Source organism: Pseudomonas sp. CC120222-01a (assembly GCF_003097235.1).
Lineage (GTDB): Bacteria > Pseudomonadota > Gammaproteobacteria > Pseudomonadales > Pseudomonadaceae > Aquipseudomonas.
Window position 1 is genome coordinate 53123 of sequence record NZ_QEQQ01000005.1, and the last position, 23309, is coordinate 76431.

The window sequence follows — 23309 nt, forward strand, 5'->3', positions numbered from 1 at the left end:
TTACAGCACTGGTGCATCAATTGCCAGGGCTGCTGCGCAGCCCTTTCGCGACACAAGGCCGCTCCCACACTGACCGAGTCAAACACACCCTCACGCGTAACATCGGGTATCCTCAGGCCATCGCCAGTCTTCGGAGCCACCATGACCGCCCCTCGTCTGCTCGTTCCCCTGAGCCTCGCCCTGCTTGCCGCCTGCGCCCAGCAGCCAAAGCAAACCGTCGAACTGGACGCCGAGAGCGAATGCCCCAAGCGCCTGCAAGTCGGCCAGAGCCTCACCCTGACTTTGCCTAGCAACCCCACCACCGGCTACCGCTGGCTGGTGCAGAACCCTGCATCCAACGTGCTGCAAAGCCTGGGCCCCGAGGTCTACAGTGCCCCCGAGGACGCCGGTATCGTCGGCAGTTCGGGCATCTCGACCTGGCGCTACCAGGCCCGCACCGCCGGTGAGGGTCACCTGGTGCTGGTCTACCAGCAGCCCTGGGCGCCGGAAGTACGCCCGGTACAGACCTTCGATTGCGCCATCCGGGTCAACTAAACGCAAAGCGCTGGTCAGCCAACCATGCATCCACGCCGCGGTTTGGCTAGAATGCCGGCCCTGCATATCGCCAGCCGCCTGGATTCACCGTGAGCAAACAGCCCGACCGCCTTTTCGCCCAACCTCTGGAGCAAGTCCCCGACTTCGTGTTCAACGAAGACGTGGTGCGCGTGTTCCCGGACATGATCAAGCGCTCGGTGCCCGGTTACCCGACCATTGTCGAGAACCTTGGCGTGCTGGCCGCGCGCTTCGCCCAGCCGAACACCGCGCTGTATGACCTGGGCGCCTCCCTGGGTGCCGTCACCCAGTCGCTGCGCCGCCATGTGCGCAGCGACGGCTGCCGGGTGATCGCAGTGGACAACTCCGCCGCGATGGTCGAGCGTTGCCGCCAGTACCTCACCGCCCAGGACTCGATGTTCCAGGAACTGCTGCCGGTCGACGTGCTGGAGGCCGACATCCTCACCCTGCCCTTCGAACCGGCCTCGGTGGTGGCAATGAACTTCACCCTGCAGTTCATTGCCCCTGAACAACGCCTGGCGTTGCTTGGCCAGATCCGCCAGGCACTGCTGCCAGGCGGCGCGCTGATCCTCTCCGAGAAACTGCGATTCGCCGATGACGAAGAGCAGACCCTGCTCAATGAACTGCACCTGGACTTCAAACGCGCCAATGGCTACAGCGAACTGGAAATCGCCCAGAAGCGCAGCGCCATCGAGAACGTGATGAAGCCCGACACCCTTCAAGCCCACAAGGAACGCCTGCACGCGGCCGGCTTCACCAAAGTGGTGCCGTGGTTCCAATGCCTCAATTTTGCCTCGCTGATAGCCCTGCCATGATCGATCTGTCCCCCCTCGTCCGCCGCCTGGCGGGCACGCCCCTGGCTTCCTGGTCCCAGGGTCTGCAAGCACAACTGCAAGCCAAGCTGGAAAAAGGCCATGGCGACCTCGACCGCTGGCGCGGCGCGCTCGACGCGCTGCCGGCCCTGCAGCCCAGCGAAATCGACCTGGCTGACGGCTTGCGCCTGGATTGCGAATGCGATGACGCCACCCGTGCGCAGATGCGCCAGGCGCTGATGGGCCTGTCGCCCTGGCGCAAGGGGCCATTCGATCTGTTTGGCGTGCATGTCGACACCGAATGGCGCTCGGACTGGAAGTGGTCGCGGGTCGGCCCGCACCTGGACCTCAAGGGCAAGCGCGTGCTCGATGTCGGCTGCGGCAACGGCTACTACCAGTGGCGCATGCTCGGTGCCGGCGCCGACATGGTCATCGGCGTAGACCCCAACTGGCTGTTCTTCTGCCAGTTCCAGGCCGTTCAGCAATACCTGCCTGAACTGCCCGCCTGGCACCTGCCGTTCGCCCTGGAAGAGCTGCCGGCTAACCTCGAAGGTTTCGACACCGTGTTCTCCATGGGCGTGTTCTACCACCGCCGCTCGCCCATCGAGCACCTGCTGGCGCTCAAGGACTGCCTGGTCAAAGGCGGCGAGCTGGTGCTGGAAACCCTGGTGATCGAGGGCGACGAAAACCAGGTACTGGTGCCCGAAGACCGTTACGCGCAGATGCGCAACGTCTGGTACCTGCCGTCGGTACCGGCCCTGGAGCGCTGGTTGCGCCGTGCCGGTTTCACTGACGTGCGCTGCGTGGATGTGAGCGTCACCAGCATCGAGGAACAGCGCAGCACCGAATGGATGCGCTACCAGTCGCTGGGCGATTTCCTCGACCCGAACGACCACAGCAAGACCATCGAAGGCCTGCCTGCACCGCGCCGCGCCACCCTGCTGGCGCGCAAATAAAAAAGGCGTCCTTGTGGACGCCCAAATCACACCTGTGCCGGGGAGCATGACCGGCACAGCTGCTGTTGCCTCAGTCCTTGGCCACCTCGCGGGCCTTCTCCTGCGCCTTGCGCTCGCGCTCGGCGATGGCCTGTTGCTTGTCGCCGTGCAGGCGCTCCTGATCCTGGCGAAACGCTTGCCAGAACTGCTGGGAACGTTCGGCGCCGCCTTCGGCGTAGACACTGGCGCTGCCCAGGGCGAGGGTCGCCAGCAGCAGGTATTTGGTCAGGTTCATCGTGCTTGCCTCGTTGATAACCGATCAGACAGGGCAAGCGTACCCAGGGGCAGCTAACGCCAAGGTGAGGCGGGCATTACAGTCTTGCAATGTGGCCCTGGCAGACAGCCAGATAACGCCAGGATTACAAATCCGTCATCTACGCCGACGGGCGATTCGCATGCCGTAACATCCTGCCGCTTGACCCTGAAGCCCCTACAGGCTTGAGAATCCTGCCCTTTCCAGCACACCGAGCCCGCCCATGCGCCTACTGATCATCGAGGACGAACTGCGTACCGCCGACTACCTGCAACAAGGCCTGCGTGAAAACGGCTACGTGGTCGACTGCGCCCACACTGGCACCGACGGCCTGCACCTGGCGCGCCAGCAGCCCTACGACCTGATCATCCTCGACGTCAACCTGCCCGAGCTGGACGGCTGGACGGTGCTGCAGCGCCTGCGCGCCGAATCGGCCACGCGGATCATGATGCTGACGGCCCATGGTCGCCTGGCAGACCGGGTCAAAGGCCTGGACCTGGGCGCCGATGACTACCTGCTCAAACCTTTCGAATTCCCCGAGTTGCTGGCGCGTATTCGCAGCCTGCTGCGCCGTAACGACCAGCAACTGCAACCAAGCACTCTGCGCGTCGCCGACCTGGAGCTGGACCCCGGCCGCCACCGCGCCTACCGTGCCGGCAAGCGCATCGACCTGACCGCCAAGGAGTTCGCCCTGCTCCACCTGCTGATGCGCCAGAGCGGCGAGGTGCTGTCCCGCACGCAGATCATCTCGCTGGTGTGGGACATGAATTTCGATTGCGACACCAATGTGGTCGAAGTTTCCATCCGCCGCCTGCGGGCGAAGATCGACGACCCGTTCGACGACAAGCTGATCCATACCTTGCGTGGCGTCGGCTACGTGCTCGAGGCGCGCGTGTGAAGCACGCCAGCCTGTCACTGCGCCTGGGCCTGAGCGTGACCCTGATGGGCGCCGCCCTGGTGTTGCTGCTCGCCTGCCTGGCGGTGTTCGCCCTCGACCACGAACTGGACAGCCGCGCCCGCAAGGACCTGGCGCGCAAGATGCTGCAGGTGGAACACAACCTGCGGGTCGATCTGCGCAGCGAAGACCTTGGCAGCCGCGCCCATCCGTTGCTCGACCTGGTGATGGGCCACGACAACCTCAGCCTCAGCGTGCTGGCCCTTGAGGGCCGCCACCCACACCTGCTCAGCCTCGGCCCTGCACTTGAGTCCCGGGTTGGCGAACTGCATACCGATGCACGGCTGAACTACCACGAATGGCGTGACAGCAACGGCAACCAGATCCTCACCGTCACCCGGCAGATGCGCCTGCGCGACGACACCCCGGTGCGGGTGATGATGTCGCTCAACCGCGCCGACGACCATGCCCTGCTCCAGGCCTATCTGCATTCCACCCTGCTGGCCCTGCCACTGCTATTGCTGCTGATCGGCGCCGGGGCCTGGTGGCTCGTGCAACGGGGCCTGAAGCCATTGCGCCACTTCCGCCGCATCGCCGGGCAGGTCTCTGCCCAAGACCTGCAACATCGCTTGCCCGCGACCGGATTGCCGCTGGAGCTGGCGGAGCTGGCGCGCAGTATCAACGTGATGCTCGACCGCCTGGACCAGGGTGTGCGCCAGTTGTCGCAGTTTTCCGACGACCTGGCCCACGAACTGCGTACACCGCTAAGCAACCTGATGGGCAAGGCCCAGGTCACCCTGGCCCGCGAGCGTGATAGCGCGAACTACCGGGAAGTGCTGGAAGACAGCGTCGAAGAGTTGACCCGGCTCAACCGCATCATCAACGACATGCTGTTCCTCGCCCAGGTCAGCCAGCCACAGGCGCAGGTGGCACTCAAGCCACTGGCATTGGCGGAGGAAGCGGTGCAGGTAAGCGAGCTGTTTGCCTTCAGTGCCGAGCTGAAGGGTATCGAGCTGCGCTTGCAGGGCTGGGGCACGGCTTTGGCAGACCGTTTGATGTTCCAGCGGGCGCTGTCGAACCTGTTGAGCAATGCCATTCGCCATGGGCCAGAAGGACAGGCGGTGAAGCTGGGCATCGAGCGCCAAGGCAGCGAGGTACGGGTGTGGGTGGAGAACCAGGGGCCGGGGATTGCCGAAGCGCATTGGCCGCAGTTGTTTGAGCGCTTTTACCGTGTGGGGTCCGGGCGTTCGCGGCTGGAAGGAGGGACGGGGTTGGGGTTGGCGATCGTGAAGTCGATCATGCAACTGCATGGGGGGCGGGTCGAGGTGAGCAGCAACCTTTCAGGGCCGACCCGGTTTAGCCTGGTGTTTCGGGCTGAGTAACGGTTTACCTGCACCGGCCCTTTCGCGGGCAAGCCCGCTCCCACAGGTACTCGGCAGGCCTTGAGGCTTGCGCATTACCAGTGGGAGCGGGCTTGCCCGCGAAGAGGCCGGTACAGGTAGCCAATCAATCAGCGCGAAGCCGCGACGATCAGCGCTTTCATCTCGGCCACGGCAGCCTTGAAGCCGACGAACAGCGCATGCGCGACCAAGGCATGGCCGATGTTCAGTTCATTGATGCCCTTGATCGCCGCCACCGCCTCGACGTTGTGGTAATGCAGACCATGACCAGCATTGACGATCAGCCCCTGACCCACGCCAAACGCCACGCCATCGACGATGCGCTGCAGCTCCTCGGCCACTTCGGTCGGTGTTTCGGCATCGGCATATCGCCCGGTGTGCAACTCGATGGCCGGCGCACCAACGCGGCGCGAAGCCTCGATCTGCCGCTCGTCGGCATCGATGAACAGCGACACTTCAGCACCGGTACGCGACAGGCGCTCGACCGCTGCCTTGATCCGCGCTTCCTGGCCGGCCACGTCCAGGCCACCTTCGGTGGTCAGCTCCTGGCGGGTTTCGGGAACCAGGCAGATATGCGCCGGGCGGATCTTTTCGGCAAAGGCCATCATCTCTTCGGTGATGCCCATTTCGAAGTTCATGCGCGTCTGCAGCACATCCTTGAGCACCACCACGTCGCGCTCCTGGATATGCCGGCGGTCTTCACGCAGGTGCACAGTGATGCCGTCGGCGCCTGCTTCCTCGGCATCCAGCGCAGCCTTGACCGGGTCCGGGTAGCGGGTGCCGCGGGCCTGGCGCAGGGTCGCCACGTGGTCGATGTTGACGCCAAGAAGCATGCGGTTGCTGTGAGTCACGAAAGGCTCTCCTGAAGTTTGAGCCACACAGCATACGACGTGCTCAGCGCTTGCGAAACAGTTCCCGGCTGACCAGCGGTTTTGGCCCCAGGTGAACCGCCAGTGCCTGGCGCATCAGGCGCTTGGCCGCCAGCAAGGCGCCGGGGGCATCCCAGTCGGCCTGGGCCAGGGCCAGCAGCTCGGTGCCGTTGAACAGACCAGGTTGGGCCAGGTACACGCGCTCGAGGCCGGCATCGACCCGCAGGCGGTACAGGCCGTCCGCTTCGATCGGGTCGTCGTTGACGTCGTGACTGAGGGAAAAGGTGTAGCCCAGGTCCTCCAGCAGCCGCCACTCGAAGGAGCGCAACAGGGGTTCCAGCGGCCTTCCCTCGGCCAGCGCCTGCAAGGTCAGGGCGTAATGCTCGAACAGTTCGGGCTGCGGTGCCTCGGCCGGCAGCAGGCGCATGAGCAATTCATTGAGATAGAGGCCGCTGAACAGCGCGTCGCCATGCAGCCAGGCGGCAATGCCGACGGTGTCCAGGCGCCTGACGTTCTTCAACTCACCTTTGCCGAACAGCTCCACTTCCAGCGGAACGAACGGCCGCACCAGGCTGCCACCCTTGCCGCGCGCACGGCGCAGTACCGCACGCAGGCGGCCCTGGGGCGTGAAGAAGTCCACCAGAGCACTGGTTTCCTTGTAGGCGCGGCTGTGCAGGACGTAGGCCGGCTGGCCGACAGTTTGATCCATGTGCGATCTCTACTAGTCACAAACAACTGTGGGAGCGGGTTTACCCGCGAATGCGGTGGTGAATCCACTGACGCATTCGCGGGTAAACCCGCTCCCACAGAGTCACCTGAGCAGTCAGGTAGACTTACAGGTCGCCGTAGCCCAGCGAACGCAGGGCGCGCTCGTCGTCGGACCAGCCGCCTTTGACCTTGACCCAGAGGTTGAGCATGACCTTGGAGTCGAACAGCACTTCCATGTCCTTGCGTGCTTCGGAGCCAATGCGCTTGATGCGCTCGCCCTTGTCGCCAATGATGATCTTCTTCTGGCCATCACGCTCGACCAGGATCAGTGCATGGATGTGCAGCACATGGCCCTGCTGCTTGAACTCTTCGATTTCCACGGTGATCTGGTACGGCAGCTCGGCACCCAGCTGGCGCATGATCTTCTCGCGCACCAGTTCGGCGGCGAGGAAACGGCTGCTGCGGTCGGTGATCTGATCTTCCGGGAAGAAGTGGTCGTTTTCCGGCAGGTGCTTGGCGATCTGGGCTTCCAGCGCTTCCAGGTTGTGGCCCTGCTGCGCGGAAATCGGCATCACTTCGGCATTCGGCAGTTGTTCCTGCAGCCACTGCAGGTGCGGGATCAACTCGGCCTTCTCTTCCATGCGGTCGGTCTTGTTGACCGCAATGATCAGCGGGCCGGTGACGTACTGCACACGCTCCAGCACCAGCTGGTCCTCGTCGGTCCACTTGGTGCGGTCGACGACGAAAATCACCACGTCGACATCCTTCAGAGCCGCCGAGGCGTTGCGGTTCATGTAGCGGTTCAAGGCCTTGTCGTTGGCCTTGTGCATGCCCGGGGTGTCGACGTAGATCGCCTGCACGTCACCCTCGGTCTTGATGCCGAGCATGTTGTGGCGGGTGGTCTGCGGCTTGCGCGAGGTGATCGCCAGCTTCTGCCCGAGGATGTGGTTGAGCAAGGTCGACTTGCCCACGTTCGGGCGGCCGACGATGGCCACGTAACCGCAGCGGGTCGGATTGTTATCAGTCATTACCATTCTCCACGCCCAGGGCGATCAATGCAGCAGCAGCGGCGACCTGCTCGGCGATACGCCGGCTGACGCCCTGGCCACGGCTCTTGTTGTTCAGCAGCACCACTTCGCATTCGACGAAGAAGGTACGGCAGTGCGGTTCGCCCTGGATGTCGACCACCTCGTAACGCGGCAGCTCACAGCTGCGCGATTGCAGGAACTCCTGCAGGCGGGTTTTCGGGTCCTTGTTGGTGTCGACCAGGGTCAGGCCTTCGAACTCGTCGGTCAGCCAGGCGAGGACACGCTCGCGCGCGGTCTGCATGTCCGCGTCCAGGTAGATGGCGCCGATCAGCGCCTCCAGGGCGTCAGCCAGGATCGACTCACGGCGGAAGCCGCCGCTCTTGAGCTCACCCGAGCCCAGGCGCAGGTAGTCGCCCAGGTCGAAACCACGGGCCAGGCGGGCCAGGGTCTCGCCCTTGACCAGGCGGGCGCGCAGACGCGACAGCTGGCCTTCGCGGGCCTGCGGGAAGCGCTCGAACAGCGCCTCGCCGGCGACGAAGTTGAGAATGGCGTCACCGAGGAACTCCAGGCGCTCGTTGTTGCGCCCGGCATAGCTGCGGTGAGTCAGGGCCAGCAGCATCTGCTCCTGATCCTTGAAGGTGTAGCCGAGCTTGCGCTCGAGACGGGCAAGGGAAGCAGTCATGCAGCCACCCGTTGGTTGTTCAACGCGTTGTTCAAATCAACATCCTGAAAGACTGTTTGGCTGTGGTCCGTCGCGGCGAGCGGCGAATCTCTCGTTCCCTGAGAACACAGCCTATGTCAGAAATGCATTCGGCGCTGTCTGCAGGACAGCGCCGAAGGGTATCAATGGATCAGGCCGACCCGCGACAGGTTGGGCAAGTGGCTGAGCTTGGGCTCTGGCCAGCTCATCCACACCGCGAAGGCCTTGCCGACGATGTTCCGGTCCGGAACCATGCCGTGCAGCTCTTTAGGGATTTTCGGGTCATCCCAGTAGCGGCTGTCGTTTGAGTTGTCGCGGTTGTCGCCCATCATGAAGTAATGGCCGGCCGGCACGGTCCATTGCTGGTCCGGCGGCATGCGATAACGGGTCATCTCCTTGCGGATCAGGTGCTCGGCTTCACCGAGCTTTTCCTTGTACAGCTCGGCGCTGCCCAGGGTACCTGGCTCGGCACCGACCAGCTGCTCGGCAATCGGCTGGCCGTTGACGAACAGCCGCTTGTCGTTGGTGTAGCTGATCTTGTCGCCCGGCAGGCCGACCACACGCTTGATGTAGTTGACGTTCGGGTCGCTCGGGTAGCGGAACACCATCACATCGCCGCGTTGCGGGTCACCCACCTCGATGACCTTCTTGTCGATCACCGGCAGGCGAATGCCATAGGAGAACTTGTTCACCAGGATGAAATCGCCCACTTCCAGGGTCGGTTTCATCGACCCCGAAGGGATCTGGAACGGTTCGACCAGGAACGAGCGCAGCACCAGCACGATGAACAGCACCGGGAAGAACGACTTGCCGTACTCAACCAGCAGCGGCTCTTTGTTCAGGCGCTCGACCACCGCCATTTCTGGTTGGGTGACGCTGCCCTGGTAGTTGGCGATCGCTGCCCGCCGGCGCGGGGCCAGGAACAGCAGATCGATCAAACCCAGCAGACCGCAGACGAAGACGGCGATGACTAGCAACAGCGGGAAATTTAGCGACATAGGACCTAGCTATCCAACCTGAGCACGGCGAGGAAGGCTTCCTGTGGAATCTCCACGTTGCCCACCTGTTTCATGCGTTTCTTACCGGCCTTCTGCTTCTCAAGCAGTTTCTTCTTACGGCTGACGTCACCACCGTAGCACTTGGCCAGTACGTTCTTTCTGAGCGCCTTGACGGTTGTCCGCGCAATGATCTGGCCGCCAATGGCTGCCTGGATCGCCACGTCGAACATCTGCCGAGGGATCAGCTCCTTCATCTTCTCGGTCAACGCACGGCCTTTGTAGGCCGCGTTGTCGCGGTGCACGATCAAGGCCAGGGCATCGACCTTGTCGCCGTTGATCAGTACGTCCAGCTTGACCAGGTTGGCCGACTGGTAGCGATCGAAATGATAGTCCAGCGAAGCATAGCCGCGGCTGGTCGACTTCAGGCGGTCGAAGAAGTCCAGGACCACTTCGTTCATCGGCATGTCATAGCGCACCTGCACCTGGCTGCCGAGGAACTGCATGTCGCGCTGTACGCCACGCTTCTCGATGCACAGGGTGATGACGTTGCCCAGGTGCTCCTGCGGAACCAGGATGGTCGCGGTGACGATCGGCTCGCGGAAATCGGCCACGGCCGAGACATCTGGCAGCTTCGACGGGTTGTCGACGACGATGGTTTCGCCGGTCTTCAATTCGAGCTCGTAGATCACGCTTGGCGCGGTGGTGATCAGGTCCAGGTCGTATTCGCGCTCCAGGCGCTCCTGGATGATTTCCATGTGCAGCATGCCGAGGAAGCCGCAACGGAAGCCGAAGCCCAGGGCGTCGGAGCTTTCCGGCATGTACTGCAGCGACGAGTCGTTGAGGGTCAGCTTCTGCAGGGCGTCGCGGAAGTCCTCGAAATCGTCGGAGCTGACCGGGAACAGGCCGGCGTACACCTGTGGCTGGATCTTCTTGAAGCCTGGCAGCACTTCGACTTCGGGGGTCGCGGACAGGGTCAGGGTGTCACCGACCGGCGCACCGTGAATGTCCTTGATGCTGGCGATGATGAAACCCACTTCGCCGGCTTTCAGGTCTGCAGTCTGGGTATGCTTCGGGGTGAACACACCGACGCTGTCGACCAGGTGCACCTTGCCGGTGGACTTGACCAGGATCTTGTCGCCTTTCTTGACGCGGCCGTGGCGCACACGCACCAACGAGACTACGCCCAGGTAGTTGTCGAACCAGGAGTCGATGATCAGCGCCTGCAGTGGCGCCTCGATATCGCCTTCCGGCGCGGGGATGGTCTGCACCAGGCGCTCGAGCACCTCGTCCACGCCCATGCCGCTCTTGGCGCTGCAGGCCACGGCGTCGGTGGCGTCGATGCCGATGATCTTCTCGATCTCGTCCTTCACGCGGTCCGGATCGGCCTGGGGCAGGTCCATCTTGTTCAGGACCGGCATGACTTCCAGGCCCTGCTCGATGGCGGTGTAGCAGTTGGCCACGGACTGGGCTTCGACGCCCTGGCCGGCGTCCACCACCAGCAGCGCACCTTCACAGGCCGCCAGCGAACGCGAAACTTCGTAGGTGAAGTCGACGTGACCGGGGGTGTCAATGAAGTTCAGCTGGTAGACCTTGCCGTCTTGCGCCTTGTAGTTGAGCGTGACGCTGTGGGCCTTGATGGTGATACCGCGTTCGCGCTCCAGGTCCATGGAGTCCAGTACCTGGGCCTCCATTTCGCGCGCCGACAGGCCACCGCACATTTGAATGAAACGGTCGGCCAGCGTCGACTTGCCATGGTCGATGTGGGCGATGATGGAGAAATTGCGGATATGACTCAAATCACTCACGGGTCAACACTCGGAAAAGGCTGCGAGCCGGACGCCCGCCGAAAAATAGCCGGGAATTGTACCTTAAGCTGCTGGGATATGGGAGATTCCTCTATCGGACTGTACACAGCATTCGTCCCCGCAATTGTGAACTTTCATGAAAAAGGGCAGCCGAAGCTGCCCTTTCCTACCCCTGAGCCCGCTTATTCAGCGAGTTTGAAGGTGATGAAGCTGGCACGCCCCTGACGCAGTACGCGCATCGACACCGAACGGTTCTTCGGCAGGTCCTTGGCAATTTCGGTGAACTGCTTGGCCGACGCGACCGCCTGGTTGTTCAGGTGGCTGATCACGTCGCCCGGGCGCAGCCCGATCATCGCGGCCGGGCCGTCCTGGACTTCCTTGATGACCACGCCACCCTTGAGCTCCAGGGTCTTCTTCTGCTCGGCGGTCAGGTCCGATACCGACACGCCCAGGCGGTTGCTGTTGCGCTCGGCGCCGCCTTCAGGGCCAGCACCGGCACCGATGTCGGCATCGTCATCCGGCATTGGGCCGACCGCGACGTCGAGGGTCTGGCGCTTGCCGTTGCGGATGATTTCGAGCTTGGCTTTCTCGCCGTCCTTCAGGCTGCCGACCAGGTGCGGCAGGTCGGCCGACATGACGATCGGCTGGCCGTTCATGCTCAGGATCACGTCACCCACCTGCAGGCCGCCCTTGGCTGCCGGGCCGTTTTCCAGTACTTGCGCCACCAGGGCACCGGCCGGCTTGTCGAGGCCGAACGATTCAGCCAGGTCCTTGTTGACCTCCTGGATCACCACGCCCAGCCAGCCACGGCTGACCTTGCCGTCTTTCTTCAGCTGGTTGGAGACATCGATGGCCACGTCGATCGGGATGGCGAAGGACAAGCCCATGAAACCACCGGAACGGGTGAAGATCTGCGAGTTGATACCCACCACTTCGCCCTTCATGTTGAACAGCGGGCCACCGGAGTTACCCGGGTTGATGGCCACGTCGGTCTGGATGAACGGCACATAGGTGTCGTTGGGCAGCGTCCGGCCCTTGGCGCTGACGATACCTTTGGTCACCGAGTGGTCGAAGCCGAACGGTGAACCGATGGCCAGCACCCACTCACCGACCTTGAGCTTCTCCGAGTCACCCAGCTTGACGGTCGGCAGGTTCTTGCCCTCGACCTTGAGCAGGGCCACGTCGGTGCGCGGGTCAGTGCCGATCAGCTTGGCCTGCAGCTCGCTGCGGTCCGACAGGCGGACGATGATCTCGTCGGCATCGGCAACCACGTGATTGTTGGTCAGTACATAACCATCGCTGGAAATGATGAAGCCCGACCCCAGCGACATGGCCTCGCGCTGGCGGTCACCGCGTGGCGAACGCGGCTGTTGCGGCATGTTGCGTTCGAAGAACTCGCGGAACATCGGCGGCAGGCCTTCGAGGTCCGGCATCTGCCCGGAAGCGACACGGTCCGGCAGCTTCTGCTTGGTGCTGATGTTGACCACGGCCGGCGAGGCCTGCTCGACCAGGGTGGTGAAGTCCGGCAGGGCTTCATCGGCCTGGGCGCTGAGCACCTGGCCGAGCATCAGCACGGCGGCGAACATCGTTAGGTAGGATTTCAAGCGTGGTATTGACATACGGCTCCCGTCACAACGAGCGGTAGTTGGAAATAGCCCTGCACAAAGCAGCAAAGGCCAGGCTCCTAGAAGCCTGACCTATAGAAAATTTGCCGAAGGATTGCAAATGACAATGCTTTAATTTCATTTCAGCCGTGTGTCCCTTGGCCTGTGCATTGCCCTTGGTTCGGCCCGCAAAAGCGCGCCATCACTGGCGCGCCTGGGCATCCTGAGGGCGCATCGACAGCGCGATACGTTCTGCCGTACCCAGCGGAATTTCGCCGACCACGGTGACCTGCACCTTGCCCTTGGGTGTATTCAGCCGGCGTGAAACGGCCGAGGTCGGGCCAAGCTGGGTGCGCACATCGGCACCGGCATCGTCCTTCACCGGCTCGAGGAACACCGAGAATCGGGCCAGACCATCGTCATACATCAGGCTACTGATCGAGCTGTTGCGCTCAGGATCGCGGCGCACCGTACTGTTGATCAACTCGAACCCTGGCGGCAGCCAGTCCGAACGCCAACCGGCAACCGCTTCGCTGGTGGTACTGGCCACCCGCTCGACCGGCTTGCATGCCGCACTGGCTTGCAGTTCCTGGTCGGTAGGTACGTCGGTGTCCAGGCGGGTCATCTGGAAGCGTTCGAGCAACTGCCCCTTGTCATTGAGCATCAATGAACGTAGCGGCAGGCCGGTACGGCGGTCCAGATGGAGTTCGAATGCGTAGCGGTGCTGGTCACGCGGTGTCAGCGTGACAATCACGGCGTCGCGGTCGGCGACCCGGGACTTGCCAGCCACGCTGAGGTCGTACCAGCTCATCAGCTTGAGGGGATCGAGCGAACGCTGTGCAGAATCGGGAGGGTTACCTACCCCGCTCGCCAAGGCACCACTGACGCACTGCACCTTGCCATCCACGCGCACGATTTCCTGGGCGGTACCATCGAGCTGCAGAAGCCGCTCGCTGACCTTGCCGTCCTGAACGCGATGCCAGATATCGTGGGAAGAAAAGCTGCCGTTACGTTCGTAGACGAAGGAGCCCTGGTAACTCTGCTTCTGCTCGGCCTGTGCCAGCTTGTTCAACCATTCACTCGCCTCGGGCGAGGAGTTGGCTGCCAACGCTGGCACCGTCATGCAGCTGCCTATCAGCAGCGACAGGAGAGGTAGCGCGCGCATGATCCTCCTTACTTAGCGGTTTTCCAGGCTGGCGGCGCGGGCATACGGCAGGGCAGTTTCAGTGCCCTTGAGCGCGGATTCCTGCGCGTGCTGGCGCAGATAGCCTGGCAGACGCTGATCCCAGCCGGCCTGGTTCTGCAGCACGCCGTTGGCCATCGGCCCGGTCGGTTGCTCACTGCTTTCACTATAGCCTGCCAAAACCGCAGGGCCCTGACTTTGTGGCATGGTCAGGCCTTGCTGTGCAGGCTGCTGGGCAGCCAGTTCGGCACCGGTGATCTCGTCCTGGTTGTACATGCGTACGCCGGCCAGCACCGCTACGGTGACCGAGGCAGCCACGGCCAGGCGGCCAATGCTGCGCCATGGGCCCTGCTTGACCTTGGCCGGCACGGCCTCGTCAGCCAGCGCGGCGGAGACCGCCGAGGCGATATCCAGCTTGGGCAGCAGCAGTTCCTTGTGCATCGCTGCGCGGGCTACCTGGTAACGCGACCAGGTGGCACGGGTTTCGGCATCGTCGACGGCGTTCAACACCCGACGCAATTCCAGTTCGTCCGCTTCGTTATCCATCACCGCGGACAGCGATTCCTGCAAAGCTTCACGACTCATGGCGGTTCCTCTCTTGGCTGTCGCCGCTGTCTCAGGTTTCCTGCAACAACGGCTGCAGGGCTTTATCTATGGCCTCCCGAGCGCGGAAGATTCGAGAGCGCACGGTACCCACCGGACATTGCATGACACTGGCAATGTCTTCGTAACTCAACCCGTCGAACTCACGCAGCGTCAGTGCCGTGCGCAGATCTTCGGGCAGTTGCTGGATGGTGCGATGGACAGTGCCTTCGATTTCATCCCGCAACAACGAGCGCTCTGGGGACTCGAGATCCTTGAGACCATGATCGCCGTCGTAAAACTCCGCATCCTCGGAGCTCACATCGCTGTCTGGCGGCCGTCTTCCACGGGACACCAGGTAGTTCTTCGCCGTGTTGATGGCGATGCGGTACAGCCAGGTATAAAACGCACTGTCACCGCGGAAATTGCCAAGCGCACGGTAGGCCTTGATAAAGGCTTCCTGTGCTACATCCTGGGCCTCGTGGGTGTCGTGAACGAACCGCACGATCAACCCTAGAATCTTGTGCTGATACTTCAGCACCAACAGATCGAACGCTCGCCTGTCTCCGCGCTGCACGCGCTCGACAAGCTGCTGATCCTCTTCCTGGGTTAGCATGAACACTCCTCAGTGAACTCGAAGGAGCGTTGCCACAGCCTTTGTTCAGGCTTGCAACCATAGACTCGGGCTTTGCGCAAAAGTTCTCCCCTCCAAGCAAGTTTCCTGCGGCCCTTGGTCGGCTCGCACGGAAGACGCGGCGCGGTCACGGCCCGCTGCGTCGATAATCAGGTTTCGAATACGCAGGTGTCAGCCCGAATAGAGCTGCCGCCCCGCGTCGCCGCGGCAAATGGTGGCGTGCGGACAGCCTTCATAGGATTTCCGGCCGTGTCGGAAAGTTCCCACAAAGATTGACGCGACGCCCTACATGGCATGGAAATTGGCTACCGCAGGCTGCTATAAAGGCAGCCCGGCCAGTATTCACGATAGTTTCACATTGCCATCTGCACGTGACTATTGTGCCGCGCCCTTTCCAAAGATTACTAGTGTCCCGACATGAGCCAACAATTCCAACATGATGTCCTGGTGATCGGCAGCGGCGCAGCCGGTCTCAGCCTGGCACTTAACCTTCCCGGCCATTTGCGCATTGCCGTGCTGAGCAAGGGCGACCTGGCCAATGGTTCGACCTTCTGGGCCCAAGGCGGGGTCGCTGCCGTACTCGACGATACCGACACCGTGCAGTCGCATGTCGAGGACACCCTCAATGCCGGCGGTGGCCTGTGCGACGAAGAGGCTGTGCGCTTTACCGTCGAGCACAGCCGCGAAGCCATCGAATGGCTGATCGAACAAGGTGTACCGTTTACCCGCGACGAGCACTACAGCGTCGATGACGGCGGTTTCGAGTTCCACTTGACCCGCGAAGGCGGCCACAGTCACCGACGCATCATCCATGCCGCCGACGCCACCGGCGCGGCCATTTTTACCACCCTGCTCGAACAGGCGCGCAAACGCCCGAACATCGAGCTGCTGGAGCAGCGCGTGGCGGTCGACCTGATCACCGAGCGCCGCCTGGGCCTGGCAGGTGATCGCTGCCTGGGTGCCTACGTGCTGAACCGCAACAGCGGCGAAGTCGACACCTTCGGCGCGCGCTTCACCGTGCTGGCCACAGGGGGCGCAGCCAAGGTCTACCTCTATACCAGCAACCCCGACGGCGCCTGCGGCGATGGCATCGCCATGGCCTGGCGCGCCGGCTGTCGGGTGGCGAACCTGGAGTTCAACCAGTTCCACCCGACCTGCCTGTATCACCCCCAGGCCAAGAGTTTCCTGATCACCGAAGCCTTGCGTGGCGAAGGCGCATTGTTGCGCCTGCCCAACGGCGAGCGCTTCATGCCTCGCTTCGACCCGCGCGAAGAACTGGCACCGCGCGATATCGTCGCCCGCGCCATCGACCATGAGATGAAGCGACTGGGCGTGGACTGTGTCTACCTGGACATCACCCACAAGCCGGCCGACTTCATCAAGAGCCACTTCCCGACGGTGTATGAACGCTGCCTGGCCTTTGGCATCGACATCACCCGCCAGCCGATCCCGGTGGTTCCGGCGGCCCACTACACCTGTGGCGGGGTCATGGTCGACGATCGCGGCCATACCGATGTGCCCGGCCTGTACGCCATTGGCGAAACCAGCTTCACCGGCCTGCACGGCGCCAACCGCATGGCCAGCAACTCGTTGCTGGAGTGCTTCGTCTATGGCCGTGCCGCTGCGGCGGACATCCAGGCACACCTGGATCAGATCGCCATGCCCAGGGCCCTGCCCTGCTGGGACGCCAGCCAGGTCACCGATTCGGACGAAGACGTGATCATCGCGCACAACTGGGACGAGTTGCGCCGCTTCATGTGGGACTACGTGGGCATCGTGCGCACCAGCAAGCGCCTGCAGCGCGCCGAGCATCGCGTGCGCCTGCTGCTCGACGAGATCGACGAGTTCTACAGCAACTACAAGGTCAGCCGCGACCTGATCGAACTGCGCAACCTGGCCCAGGTGGCGGAGCTGATGATTCGCTCGGCGATGCAGCGCAAGGAAAGCCGTGGGCTGCATTACACCCTGGATTACCCGGGAATGCTGCCAGAGGCCAAGGACACCATCCTCAGCCCGATCTGAAACAGCTGTCGAACCTTCGACGGCTGAACTTCAGCCGCACCCGCAAACGCCGGTGCTGGTCAGGCCCCAAGGCATCCCGAGGCACGCACTGGCTCTCACCGAGCCAGTGCCCTGCCCTGACGAAGCGCAACACCACCAAGCCCGGCACCGCCACGCTGTCCCGACACAAGCGCACCGGCTGCCAGCCGAGCGCCCGGCTGAACACGCGCCAGCCCGATGCGTCACGGCGCAAACCGGTCACGGCATGGGAATCAGTCAGCAGAATACGGCGGGGAATCGCCCAGCACGCGTGGGCAATACAAGCGACAAGAACACAAAGACCAAGCCACCAGGGCAGCGCGCTCAGCCACAAGACCAGTAGCGCCAGCACCTGGCAACCCAGGTAGGCCGCCAGCAACAGGCGCGAGCCCTGCCAGCGGCACTCGAAACACTCACTTGGGCTGGACACGATCCAGAATGATGCGGACCATGCGCTGCAGCTCCGGGTCTTCCGACTCGGTACGCTCCATGAACCAGCCGAACATGTCCTGATCTTCACAGCTCAACAGGCGGACATAAAGTTCGCGGTCGGCTTCGCTCAGGGTCGGATAGACCTCCTGGGTGAATGGCACCAGCAGTACGTCCAGTTCCAGCATGCCGCGGCGGCTGTGCCAGAAAAGCCGGTTGAGTTCAGTTTGTTCGACCATGGGGCCCTCCTCGAATGGTCGCGCAGTATACCGCGCAGTGAACGAAGCGACACAGGGCGTTGGTCTAGTCACCTACCTATTTTGTTACTGGCGTTCTATGATGGCCGCCAGTCTTTAGCCACCGCGATGACCCATGGCCGATTCCGCTTTCTTCAGCCCCCTGTCCCACGAGGGCATCCTCGCCGTCCGCGGCTCCGACGCCGGCAAGTTCCTGCAGGGCCAGCTGACCTGCAACATCAACTACCTCAGCCTCGAGCATGCCAGCCTCGGCGCCCGCTGCATGGTCAAGGGGCGCATGCAGTCGAGCTTCCGCATCCTGCCCGAGGGCAATGGTTACCTGCTGGCCATGGCCAGCGAGCTGCTGGAGCTGCAACTGGCCGACCTGAAGAAGTACGCCGTGTTTTCCAAGGCCACGCTCACTGACGAGAGCGCAGCCTGGGCACGCTTCGGCCTGCAAGGTGGCAGCGCCGCCCTGCAGGCATTGGGGCTGGACGTTCCGGCAGCAGCGGGTAGCACCGTTCGCCGTGATGGCCTGATCGCCATTGCCGTCTCCGCCGACCGCGCCGAACTCTGGGTACCTGCCGAGCAGGCCGACAGTATTCGCCAACAGCTGGCAGCCACGTTGCCGGAAGGCAGCCTCAATGACTGGCTGCTGGGGCAAGTGCGCGCCGGCATCGGCCAGGTCATGGGCCCCACCCGCGAGCTGTTCATCCCGCAGATGATCAACCTGCAGGCCGTCGATGGCGTGAGCTTCAAGAAAGGCTGCTACACCGGCCAGGAAATCGTCGCGCGCATGCAATACCTGGGCAAGCTCAAGCGCCGCCAGTACCGGCTGGCGCTCGAACAGCAGGATGTTCCGGCCCCCGGTAGCGAAATTTTCTCACCGACCCATGGTTCGTCAGTTGGCGAAGTGGTGTTGGCCGCCAGCACCGGCCAGGGCTGCGAGCTGCTTGCCGTGCTCAGCGCCGAGTCGGTAGAGGACGACAACCTGCACCTGGGCAGCCTCGAAGGCCCGCGCCTGCAGGTGCTGAGCCTGCCGTACGAGCTGGACCGCGACCAGGAAATCCAGCGCTGAACAGTGCACCACCCTTGCCGTTGAGACGTTAATGAACAAGCTGGCCGAGATGGTTCAAGCGCAGTTGCTCGCAGCCATCGACAACGATGACCTGGTCCTGCCAACCCTGCCCGAGGTAGCCCTGAGCATTCGCGAGGCCGCCGAAGACAGCGAGATCAGCGTTGCCGCCCTGAGCAAGGTGATCGGCCGTGACGCCGCCCTGTCGGCGCGCCTGATCAAGGTGGTCAACAGCCCGCTGCTGCGCGCAGCGGTCGAAGTCACCGACCTGCATACGGCCATTACTCGCCTGGGCATCAACTACAGCTGTAACCTGGCGATCGGCCTGGTGATCGAACAGATCTTCCATGCCCGCTCGTCGGCAGTTGAGCAAAAGTTGCGCGACATCTGGTCGAACAGCCTTGAAGTTGCGGGCATCAGCTATGAAATCTGCCGCCGCTTCACTCAACTGAAACCCGACCAGGCAACGCTCGGTGGGCTGGTCAACCAGATCGGCGCGCTACCGGTGCTGATTTACGCCGAAGAACACAACGAGCTGCTTTCCGACCCGGTCTGCCTGCACTATGTGATCGAGCAGATCCAGCCAGTGCTGGGGGACAAGATTCTCTCTTCGTGGGAGTTTCCCGAGCAGTTGGTCAACCTGCCGAGCCAGGTGCAGGACCTGGACCGGCGCACCGACAAGGTCGACTACATCGATGTGGTGCAGATCGCCAAGTGCCTCAGCCAGCGCACGCGCAGCCGGCCGTTGGCGGCGTTGCCGGCTTATCGGCACCTTGGGTTGCCATTTGGTACCGAGCTGGAGATTGCCGAGTTGCTGGAAGCGCGGAGCATGTTGCGCTGATTTGCACTGCCTGCACTGGCCTCTTCGCGGGCAAGCCCGCAAGTACAGCGCAACCCCAAGGCCAGTGATGTTCCTGTGGGAGCGGGCTTGCCCGCGAAAGGGTCGGTACAGGCAAAAGATCAGTCGGCGATGAAACTCACCCGCACTTTCAACCCGCCCTTCTCGCCATCATGCAGACTGATCTGTGCCAGATGCGCCCTGCAGATCTCCCCCACAATGGCCAACCCCAGCCCGCTACCCTGCACACCTCTTCGATAAAAGCGCTCGAACACCCGCTCACGCTCTTCTTCAGGAATACCTGGCCCATCATCCTCGACCTCCAGCACCGCCGGCGCCAGCACCCGCAGGATCACATTGCCGCCCACCGGGGTATGCGCCAGCGCATTGTCCACCAGGTTACTGAGCAGCTCGTTGAGCAGCGTTGGTTCCCCCTTCAACCACACCGCCGACTCGGCCTCCAGGGCCAAGGCTACACCCCGGTTGTAGGCCAATGGCGCCATGGCCATGCCCAGTTCACGGGCCAGCTGGCTCAGGTCCAGGCGCTGGGCCCCGCCTTCGGCAATCGCACGGGCACCGTTCTCGACCCGTGCCAGTGACAGCAATTGATTGGCCAGATGGGTCAGGCGATCGGTGCCTTGCGCCGCCGACTCCAGGGTCTGCCGCCATTCTTCGGGCTGCTGCGAGCGCAACCCCAGTTCGACCCGCGCCTTCAGCGCCGCCAGCGGCGTGCGCAGCTCGTGGGCTGCCTCGGCAATGAACTGTGCCTGACGCTCGAACTGCCCGCGCAAGCGCTCGGTGAAGTGGTTCAAGGCGCGCACCAGTGGGCCCAGCTCACGCTGCACCTGCACCACCGGCAACGCCCGCAGGTCATCCGGCTGACGCTCTTCCACCGCTGTGCGCAGGCGCTCCAGGGGGCGTAGCGCCGCGCTGATCGCGAACCACACCATGACCAGCGCACCCAGCGCCAGCATGCCCAGGCGCAGCAAGGTGTCGGCCATCAGCCCACGGGCCATGCGCACCCGTGCCTCTTCGGTCTCGGCCACGCGGATTTCCGCCATGCCGTTCATGTTCGGCTCGCTCACCGCCTTCAGCAGGCTGACCACGCGTACATCCTGGCCGAGGTAGGTGGCGTCGTAGAAGCGCGCCAGTGCCGGATAGTCATCGGTACGCGGCGTGCCGGGCGGAGGTGGCGGCAGTCGCTCGTAACCGGAAATCAGCTGCTGGTTGATGTCCAGCACCTGATAGTAGATGCGCCCGGCGCTGTCGTAGGCGAAAGTGTCCAGCGCCACGTAGGGCACATCGGCGCTGAGGCTGCCGTCACGCTGGGACAGCCCGGCGGCAATGGTCCGCGCCGACGCCAGCAAGGTGCGGTCATAGGCGGTATCGGCCGCTTCGCGACCGTTCCAGTAAGCACTCAGGCCGCTGGCCAGCATCAGCACCACCAGCAGCAGTGCCAGGTTGCCCAGCAGCCGCCCGCGCAAGCTGCCGTTGTCACGCATCGCGGTGCTCGAGCAGGTAACCCAGACCACGGAAGGTGACGATGGCGACCGAGTGGCCATCGAGCTTCTTGCGCAGGCGATGGATGTAGATTTCGATGGCGTCGGGGCTGGCCTCTTCATCCAGACCGAATACCTGGGCGGCCAGCTGCTCCTTGCTCATCACCCGGCCTGGGCGGGCGATCAACGCCTCCAGCACGCTCTGTTCGCGCGAGGTCAAGGTCAGGTTGTCCTCGCCGAGGCTGAAGCGCCGGGTGTCCAGGTCGTAGACCAGTGGCCCGCAGCGCTGCTGACGCTCACCACCCAGCACGCTGCGCCTGAGCAAGGCCTTCACCCGCGCTTCCAGCTCGGTCAGCTCGAAGGGTTTGGCCAGGTAATCATCGGCGCCGAGGTTCAGGCCATGCACACGGTCCTTCACATCGCTGCGCGCGGTCAACATCAGCACCGGCAGGGTCTTGCCACGACCGCGCAGGCGCGCCAGGACCTCGAAACCGTCCATGCGCGGCAGGCCCACGTCGAGCACGGCAACGGCGTATTCCTCGCTGGCCAGGGCCAGGTCGGCAGCCACGCCATCGTGCAATACATCCACGGTCAGGCCGTGGCTTTTCAGGGCCTGGGCCACGCTTTCGGCCAGTTGCAGATGGTCTTCGACCAGCAGCACACGCATCGGATTCTCCCTGCTCGGGTGGGGCGGTGGCGCGGAGTGTACCGCTGTCGGTAAGCCTGTGAAGCCCCCCGAAACAAACCTTTCACGCTGAAAGGTTAGCGAAAGGTTCATTGCCTAGCATCGCACCACGGTCGCCCCACGCGCCGAAAAAAGCACCAGCAAGGTGCAACGAATAAGAACAAAAAACGGAGTCATCCCGATGCTGTCATCGCAGCTTAAGGCGTTTGCGCCTAGCCGTTCCCTGTCCGCACGCCCTTCTACCATCGCCAGTGCCCTTGCACTTGCCGGTGTCGCCCCGCTGAGCCAGGCCGCCTTCTTCGAAGACAGCACGGCAACCTTCGAAACCCGCAACATGTACTTCAACCGCGACTTCCGCGACGGCACCAGCGCACAGCAATCCAAGCGCGACGAGTGGGCCCAGGGCTTCATGCTCAACTTCGAGTCCGGCTATACCGATGGCACCGTGGGCTTCGGCCTGGATGCGCTGGGCATGATGGGCATCAAGCTCGACTCCAGCCCCGACCGCACCGACACCGGCCTGCTGCCGACCCACGATGACGGCAAGGCTGCCGACGAGTATTCCAAGCTCGGCCTGACCGGCAAGGTCAAAGTGTCGAAGACCGAACTGAAGATCGGCACCCTGATCCCGGAACTGCCGACCCTGCAGCCCAACGACGGCCGCATCCTGCCGCAGACCTTCGAAGGCGGCCTGCTGACTTCGCAGGAAATCAAGGGCCTGACCTTCACCGGCGGGCGCCTGGACAAGGCCAAGGACCGCAACGACACCAACTGGGAAGACCTGGCCCTCAACAACAAGAATGGCCGCTTCGGTGGCACGTTCAGCGCCGACAACCTCGACCTGGCCGGCCTGGACTACAAGTTCACCGATCGCATCACCGGCAGCTACCACTTCGCCCAGCTCGACGATATCTACCGCCAGCACTTCATCGGCATGCTCGCCACCCATCCCTGGGGCCCAGGCACCTTCGGCGCCGACGTGCGCCTGGCGATCAGCGACGATGCCGGCGCGGCCAAGGCCGGGCGCATCGACAACACCACCTTCAACACGATGCTCAGCTACAGCCTGGGCGGGCACAAGGTCAGCGCGGCCTGGCAGCAGCTTTCCGGCGACAGCGCCTTCCCCTACGTCGATGGCGCCGACCCGTACCTGGTCAACTTCGTCCAGATCAACGACTTCGCCGGTGCCGACGAACGCTCGTGGCAAGCGCGCTACGACTACAACTTCGCCGCCCTCGGCGTCCCCGGCCTGACCTTCATGACCCGCTACATCAACGGCGACAACGTCAGCCGCGCCGCCGGTGGCGAGGGCAAGGAGTGGGAACGCAACACCGAACTCAAGTACGTGGTACAAAGCGGCCCGTTGAAGAACGTCGCCGTGCGCCTGCGCAACGCCACCTTCCGCTCCAACTTTGCCCGCGACGCGGACGAAGTGCGGTTGCTGGTGAGCTACAGCGTCGCGCTGTGGTAACCCCCTGCGGTAACCCAT

24 protein-coding genes are annotated in these 23309 nt (G+C 63.2%); 9 read left to right on the plus strand and 15 right to left on the minus strand.

Annotation, left to right across the window (positions count from 1 at the left end; genetic code table 11):
• Positions 1-141: 141 nt before the first annotated feature.
• The 3 genes from N430_RS08635 to cmoB all read left to right on the plus strand — a co-directional run bounded on the left by N430_RS08635 (position 142) and on the right by cmoB (position 2320).
• Entirely contained in the window at positions 142-534 is a 393-nt protein-coding gene (locus tag N430_RS08635; protein ID WP_110636148.1) for a protease inhibitor I42 family protein, read from the plus strand.
• Between the two features lie 89 nt (positions 535-623).
• Positions 624-1367 carry a carboxy-S-adenosyl-L-methionine synthase CmoA gene (cmoA, locus tag N430_RS08640; RefSeq protein ID WP_110636145.1) on the plus strand — a complete coding sequence of 248 codons (744 nt, stop codon included), beginning with the start codon at positions 624-626 and terminating at the stop codon, positions 1365-1367.
• Positions 1364-2320 carry a tRNA 5-methoxyuridine(34)/uridine 5-oxyacetic acid(34) synthase CmoB gene (gene cmoB / locus N430_RS08645; protein WP_110636142.1) on the plus strand — a complete coding sequence of 319 codons (957 nt, stop codon included), beginning with the start codon at positions 1364-1366 and terminating at the stop codon, positions 2318-2320. Before cmoA ends, cmoB begins: the two co-directional genes overlap by 4 nt.
• A 70-nt stretch (positions 2321-2390) precedes the next feature.
• Here the strand turns inward: cmoB and N430_RS08650 are convergent, their stop codons facing one another.
• Positions 2391-2594, minus strand: coding sequence for a hypothetical protein (locus tag N430_RS08650; RefSeq protein WP_085675196.1), 204 nt, complete (start codon positions 2592-2594; stop codon positions 2391-2393).
• 241 nt (positions 2595-2835) lie between these two features.
• Here N430_RS08650 and N430_RS08655 point away from each other — a divergent pair, with 241 nt between their 5' ends.
• Together N430_RS08655 and N430_RS08660 are read left to right on the plus strand one after the other, a co-directional pair.
• Entirely contained in the window at positions 2836-3510 is a 675-nt protein-coding gene (locus tag N430_RS08655) for a heavy metal response regulator transcription factor (RefSeq protein ID WP_110636140.1), read from the plus strand.
• Entirely contained in the window at positions 3507-4889 is a 1383-nt protein-coding gene (locus N430_RS08660; protein WP_110636137.1) for a heavy metal sensor histidine kinase, read from the plus strand. The genes N430_RS08655 and N430_RS08660 overlap by 4 nt, the downstream gene beginning before the upstream one ends.
• 128 nt (positions 4890-5017) lie before the next feature.
• Here N430_RS08660 and pdxJ read toward each other — a convergent pair whose 3' ends face one another.
• From pdxJ to rpoE, 10 genes are all read right to left on the minus strand, one after another.
• Positions 5018-5740 (minus strand): pyridoxine 5'-phosphate synthase, encoded by a 723-nt coding sequence (gene pdxJ, locus N430_RS08670; protein ID WP_371922769.1) that lies wholly within the window; start codon positions 5738-5740, stop codon positions 5018-5020.
• 61 nt (positions 5741-5801) lie between these two features.
• A complete protein-coding gene (recO, locus tag N430_RS08675; protein ID WP_110636131.1) occupies positions 5802-6485 on the minus strand; it encodes a DNA repair protein RecO in 684 nt (227 codons plus the stop codon).
• Positions 6486-6609: 124 nt separating this feature from the next.
• Complete coding sequence (era, locus tag N430_RS08680) at positions 6610-7512, minus strand: GTPase Era (protein ID WP_016498176.1); 903 nt, start codon at positions 7510-7512, stop codon at positions 6610-6612.
• A complete protein-coding gene (gene rnc, locus N430_RS08685; RefSeq protein WP_060508426.1) occupies positions 7505-8194 on the minus strand; it encodes a ribonuclease III in 690 nt (229 codons plus the stop codon). Before rnc ends, era begins: the two co-directional genes overlap by 8 nt.
• Before the next feature lie 161 nt (positions 8195-8355).
• Positions 8356-9210: a signal peptidase I gene (lepB, locus tag N430_RS08690; RefSeq protein ID WP_103449369.1), complete on the minus strand. Its 855-nt coding sequence runs from the start codon at positions 9208-9210 to the stop codon at positions 8356-8358.
• 5 nt (positions 9211-9215) lie between these two features.
• Positions 9216-11015 (minus strand): translation elongation factor 4, encoded by a 1800-nt coding sequence (gene lepA, locus N430_RS08695; protein WP_110636128.1) that lies wholly within the window; start codon positions 11013-11015, stop codon positions 9216-9218.
• A 182-nt stretch (positions 11016-11197) separates the two neighbouring features.
• The gene (locus tag N430_RS08700) at positions 11198-12634 is read right to left on the minus strand and encodes a DegQ family serine endoprotease (RefSeq protein WP_110636125.1); all 1437 of its coding nucleotides are present in this window, start codon (positions 12632-12634) and stop codon (positions 11198-11200) included.
• A gap of 187 nt (positions 12635-12821) precedes the next feature.
• Positions 12822-13784, minus strand: coding sequence for a MucB/RseB C-terminal domain-containing protein (locus N430_RS08705; RefSeq protein ID WP_110636122.1), 963 nt, complete (start codon positions 13782-13784; stop codon positions 12822-12824).
• A gap of 12 nt (positions 13785-13796) precedes the next feature.
• A complete protein-coding gene (locus N430_RS08710) occupies positions 13797-14387 on the minus strand; it encodes a sigma-E factor negative regulatory protein (RefSeq protein WP_103449366.1) in 591 nt (196 codons plus the stop codon).
• A 31-nt stretch (positions 14388-14418) separates the two neighbouring features.
• Positions 14419-15000, minus strand: coding sequence for an RNA polymerase sigma factor RpoE (rpoE, locus tag N430_RS08715; RefSeq protein WP_003252049.1), 582 nt, complete (start codon positions 14998-15000; stop codon positions 14419-14421).
• A gap of 435 nt (positions 15001-15435) precedes the next feature.
• Here rpoE and nadB point away from each other — a divergent pair, with 435 nt between their 5' ends.
• Positions 15436-17040 (plus strand): L-aspartate oxidase, encoded by a 1605-nt coding sequence (gene nadB / locus N430_RS08720; protein ID WP_110636118.1) that lies wholly within the window; start codon positions 15436-15438, stop codon positions 17038-17040.
• Here nadB and N430_RS08725 read toward each other — a convergent pair.
• Positions 17027-17488, minus strand: coding sequence for a protein YgfX (locus N430_RS08725; RefSeq protein WP_110636115.1), 462 nt, complete (start codon positions 17486-17488; stop codon positions 17027-17029). The two genes, nadB and N430_RS08725, sit on opposite strands and share 14 nt — an antisense overlap.
• Complete coding sequence (locus tag N430_RS08730; RefSeq protein WP_008094993.1) at positions 17472-17726, minus strand: succinate dehydrogenase assembly factor 2; 255 nt, start codon at positions 17724-17726, stop codon at positions 17472-17474. The genes N430_RS08725 and N430_RS08730 overlap by 17 nt, the downstream gene beginning before the upstream one ends.
• Positions 17727-17859: 133 nt before the next feature.
• Between N430_RS08730 and N430_RS08735 the strand changes: the two genes are divergently transcribed.
• A complete protein-coding gene (locus N430_RS08735; RefSeq protein ID WP_110636112.1) occupies positions 17860-18801 on the plus strand; it encodes a folate-binding protein YgfZ in 942 nt (313 codons plus the stop codon).
• A 31-nt stretch (positions 18802-18832) separates the two neighbouring features.
• Entirely contained in the window at positions 18833-19639 is an 807-nt protein-coding gene (locus N430_RS08740) for an HDOD domain-containing protein (protein ID WP_110636109.1), read from the plus strand.
• Positions 19640-19758: 119 nt separating this feature from the next.
• Here N430_RS08740 and N430_RS08745 read toward each other — a convergent pair whose 3' ends face one another.
• Both N430_RS08745 and N430_RS08750 read right to left on the minus strand, forming a co-directional pair.
• The gene (locus N430_RS08745) at positions 19759-21138 is read right to left on the minus strand and encodes a sensor histidine kinase (protein ID WP_110636106.1); all 1380 of its coding nucleotides are present in this window, start codon (positions 21136-21138) and stop codon (positions 19759-19761) included.
• Positions 21131-21802: a response regulator gene (locus N430_RS08750; protein ID WP_110636103.1), complete on the minus strand. Its 672-nt coding sequence runs from the start codon at positions 21800-21802 to the stop codon at positions 21131-21133. The genes N430_RS08745 and N430_RS08750 overlap by 8 nt, the downstream gene beginning before the upstream one ends.
• Before the next feature lie 199 nt (positions 21803-22001).
• On the opposite strand from N430_RS08750, the gene N430_RS08755 reads away from it, so the two are divergent.
• Positions 22002-23291: an OprD family porin gene (locus N430_RS08755; RefSeq protein WP_110636100.1), complete on the plus strand. Its 1290-nt coding sequence runs from the start codon at positions 22002-22004 to the stop codon at positions 23289-23291.
• Positions 23292-23309 lie beyond the last annotated feature (18 nt).

Excerpts from the sequence above, each read along its gene's own strand:
- N430_RS08635 (WP_110636148.1), top strand. The coding sequence starts at position 142 with ATGACCGCCCCTCGTCTGCTCGTTCCCCTGAGCCTCGCCCTGCTTGCC.
- cmoB (WP_110636142.1), top strand. The coding sequence starts at position 1,364 with ATGATCGATCTGTCCCCCCTCGTCCGCCGCCTGGCGGGCACGCCCCTG.
- N430_RS08650 (WP_085675196.1), bottom strand. The coding sequence starts at position 2,594 with ATGAACCTGACCAAATACCTGCTGCTGGCGACCCTCGCCCTGGGCAGC.
- N430_RS08655 (WP_110636140.1), top strand. The coding sequence starts at position 2,836 with ATGCGCCTACTGATCATCGAGGACGAACTGCGTACCGCCGACTACCTG.
- pdxJ (WP_371922769.1), bottom strand. The coding sequence starts at position 5,740 with ATGCTTCTTGGCGTCAACATCGACCACGTGGCGACCCTGCGCCAGGCC.
- recO (WP_110636131.1), bottom strand. The coding sequence starts at position 6,485 with ATGGATCAAACTGTCGGCCAGCCGGCCTACGTCCTGCACAGCCGCGCC.
- era (WP_016498176.1), bottom strand. The coding sequence starts at position 7,512 with ATGACTGATAACAATCCGACCCGCTGCGGTTACGTGGCCATCGTCGGC.
- rnc (WP_060508426.1), bottom strand. The coding sequence starts at position 8,194 with ATGACTGCTTCCCTTGCCCGTCTCGAGCGCAAGCTCGGCTACACCTTC.
- lepB (WP_103449369.1), bottom strand. The coding sequence starts at position 9,210 with ATGTCGCTAAATTTCCCGCTGTTGCTAGTCATCGCCGTCTTCGTCTGC.
- N430_RS08700 (WP_110636125.1), bottom strand. The coding sequence starts at position 12,634 with ATGTCAATACCACGCTTGAAATCCTACCTAACGATGTTCGCCGCCGTG.
- N430_RS08705 (WP_110636122.1), bottom strand. The coding sequence starts at position 13,784 with ATGCGCGCGCTACCTCTCCTGTCGCTGCTGATAGGCAGCTGCATGACG.
- N430_RS08710 (WP_103449366.1), bottom strand. The coding sequence starts at position 14,387 with ATGAGTCGTGAAGCTTTGCAGGAATCGCTGTCCGCGGTGATGGATAAC.
- rpoE (WP_003252049.1), bottom strand. The coding sequence starts at position 15,000 with ATGCTAACCCAGGAAGAGGATCAGCAGCTTGTCGAGCGCGTGCAGCGC.
- nadB (WP_110636118.1), top strand. The coding sequence starts at position 15,436 with ATGAGCCAACAATTCCAACATGATGTCCTGGTGATCGGCAGCGGCGCA.
- N430_RS08730 (WP_008094993.1), bottom strand. The coding sequence starts at position 17,726 with ATGGTCGAACAAACTGAACTCAACCGGCTTTTCTGGCACAGCCGCCGC.
- N430_RS08735 (WP_110636112.1), top strand. The coding sequence starts at position 17,860 with ATGGCCGATTCCGCTTTCTTCAGCCCCCTGTCCCACGAGGGCATCCTC.
- N430_RS08740 (WP_110636109.1), top strand. The coding sequence starts at position 18,833 with ATGAACAAGCTGGCCGAGATGGTTCAAGCGCAGTTGCTCGCAGCCATC.
- N430_RS08745 (WP_110636106.1), bottom strand. The coding sequence starts at position 21,138 with ATGCGTGACAACGGCAGCTTGCGCGGGCGGCTGCTGGGCAACCTGGCA.
- N430_RS08750 (WP_110636103.1), bottom strand. The coding sequence starts at position 21,802 with ATGCGTGTGCTGCTGGTCGAAGACCATCTGCAACTGGCCGAAAGCGTG.
- N430_RS08755 (WP_110636100.1), top strand. The coding sequence starts at position 22,002 with ATGCTGTCATCGCAGCTTAAGGCGTTTGCGCCTAGCCGTTCCCTGTCC.